Below are 2,202 nucleotides of genomic sequence, written 5' to 3'. Positions count from 1 at the left end.
TTTCCCAATCCTCATCACTCAAAACAGCAAAGCCTCCTCCTTTCGTTTCAGAACTGCCCATATTGTTTACCAAAATATCCAGCCTGCCAAATTGTTGCAGTATTTCACCTACGACCTTTATCGTACCAGAGGACGTACTTAAATCGGCCGGAATAAAGTGTAATTTTCCATTATCCTGCAGAGGTTCATTTCTTGCTGTAATGATTACGGTCGCCCCGGCATAAAGCAACCGCTCCGCAATGGCCCTACCTGTTCCCTTTGTACCGCCAGTTACCAAAGCAATTTTGCCCGATAATTCATCATTAAAATTAAATTCCTGTTCCATGTTCTAAAATATTTAAAACAAAGGTCTGCGACACAGCCGGTTTACACAAGTACGGAAAAACGAATTGCATAGGGATAAATTTTTCCCCTATTGCACATTTTGAAACATAGCCATAGCTTTGTCGTATGTATGAAAAAAAAATACCCCTAGATCTAAATTGTGGTCTCGACCTCATCGGTGAAATACTGTATGGCAAATGGAAAATTCGTTTACTTTGGTTTATAAATGCAGGACATCAACGCCCAAGCGAACTCCAGCGCAAAATTCCCGGAGCCTCCCGCCGCGTATTGCATATACAGCTAAAAGAATTAGAACAGCACGAATTGATTGTAAAGAAAATATATCCGATTGTCCCTCCAAAAGTGGAATACAGCCTGACCGAATTTGGTAAAACTTTAATTCCAGTAATCGCGGCTTTAGGACAATGGGGCGATGATCATGAAGAGCGTTTACGAAATATCATTACGAAGCTTCAATAAATTAAAAATCACGAAGATACTGATAGATAAAACAACACTCTTATTGTTTTAAGAGACAACTCCTGTAGAATAGACAAGTGAGAATCGCCAATTTCAGATCATAGCAAGATAGGCAAATTGCTTTGCGACAAATAAAACTCCCGTTTACCGGATTTTTTACCGAGCTTTTCAAATTCACAAAAGATTCACCGAATCCTCCCCTCCATTTACCGAGTTTACCCGACTGTTCACCTGATTACCATTCCGACTTTTAGCCCCCTTATATACCTTTGATTCAATCAATTAAATAATTCACAAATCAAAAAAACTTAAAAAGCTAAAAATCATGAAAAATTCACTAAACTCAATCTTTATCGTATTTGCATTAATCGGAGCATTAGTCGCAATGACGAGCATGAGTTTGCAAAAGGAAAGACTCCGAGAAACACAAATCCCATGACGGTAATTGACAGTTACGTACAGATCGCTGCAGATGGCAATACAGAAGGTATACAGCACTTGTTCTCCGATGACTTCAAATGGACCCAATCATCCAATGCAAAAACAAAAACATACAGCAAATCAGAAGTTGTCAATTTTTTAAAGTCAAGCAAAGGACTAAAGCAGAACTGTAAAACAACCTACACCATCATGGAGAAAAATGAGAACTGTGTTATGGCCAAAGTAGAAATGAAGTATGACAATTTCACAAAAGTTGAATGTATCACCCTATGTAACGTAAATCAAGAATGGAGAATCAATCAAATCATCGAATCTTACAAATAGCAACGAGCCCACGCAACGAAAAAAGGTCTTAAAATTGAATTTTAAGACCTTTCCTATTTTATATAAATCTGTATAGACTATTTCATTAAGAAGCCACCACCGATCAAATCATTGCCTTCATAGAAAACAGCCGATTGACCAGGAGCAATACCTTTTACATTATGTACAAAGTCGATCTTTACCATGTCCCCCTGTTGTGAGATTGTAGATAGAGCACCTGCATCTTTATAACGCACCTTAGATATCGCTTCCATAGGCTGCTCCAAAGAAGCATATTTAACCAAATTTACATTGCGCACATAAGCGAATGATTTTTCAAGCTCATGTTCTTCACCCAGCACCACGGTATTACTCTCCGGAAGGATCTCGACTACAAACATCGGTTTACCCAATGCGATACCAAGACCTTTACGCTGTCCGATCGTAAAATAAGGATAACCGATATGCTGTCCTACCACAGTACCATCTGTTAGAATAAAGTTACCAGGACCGATCTGTTGATCCAAAGTAGGCACCTTATGTCTTAAGAATGCACGGTAGTCATTATCCGGTACAAAACAAATTTCATAGCTTTCCGCTTTATTAGCAAGCTCCACCTGTCCCATATCCAATGCCATCTGGCGAATTTCTTTT

At 38.8% G+C, this 2,202-nt stretch carries 4 protein-coding genes; 2 read left to right on the top strand and 2 right to left on the bottom strand.

Annotation, left to right across the window (positions count from 1 at the left end; translation table 11 throughout):
• Positions 1-325 (bottom strand): SDR family NAD(P)-dependent oxidoreductase (locus L950_RS25055; RefSeq protein ID WP_021188878.1); only part of this gene is annotated, 325 nt, incomplete at its 3' end.
• A gap of 125 nt (positions 326-450) precedes the next feature.
• On the opposite strand from L950_RS25055, the gene L950_RS25050 reads away from it, so the two are divergent.
• Positions 451-804, top strand: coding sequence for a winged helix-turn-helix transcriptional regulator (locus tag L950_RS25050; protein ID WP_021188877.1), 354 nt, complete (start codon positions 451-453; stop codon positions 802-804).
• A gap of 435 nt (positions 805-1,239) precedes the next feature.
• Positions 1,240-1,569 (top strand): nuclear transport factor 2 family protein, encoded by a 330-nt coding sequence (locus L950_RS25045; protein WP_021188876.1) that lies wholly within the window; start codon positions 1,240-1,242, stop codon positions 1,567-1,569.
• Positions 1,570-1,646: 77 nt separating this feature from the next.
• Here L950_RS25045 and L950_RS25040 read toward each other — a convergent pair.
• The coding region (locus tag L950_RS25040) for a tRNA methyl transferase PRC-barrel domain-containing protein (protein WP_021188875.1) at positions 1,647-2,202 on the bottom strand (556 nt) is incomplete at its 5' end.

This window comes from Sphingobacterium sp. IITKGP-BTPF85 (genome assembly GCF_001006065.1).
GTDB classification, from domain to species: domain Bacteria; phylum Bacteroidota; class Bacteroidia; order Sphingobacteriales; family Sphingobacteriaceae; genus Sphingobacterium; species Sphingobacterium anhuiense.
This window is presented reverse-complemented; position numbering and strand designations above follow the sequence as displayed.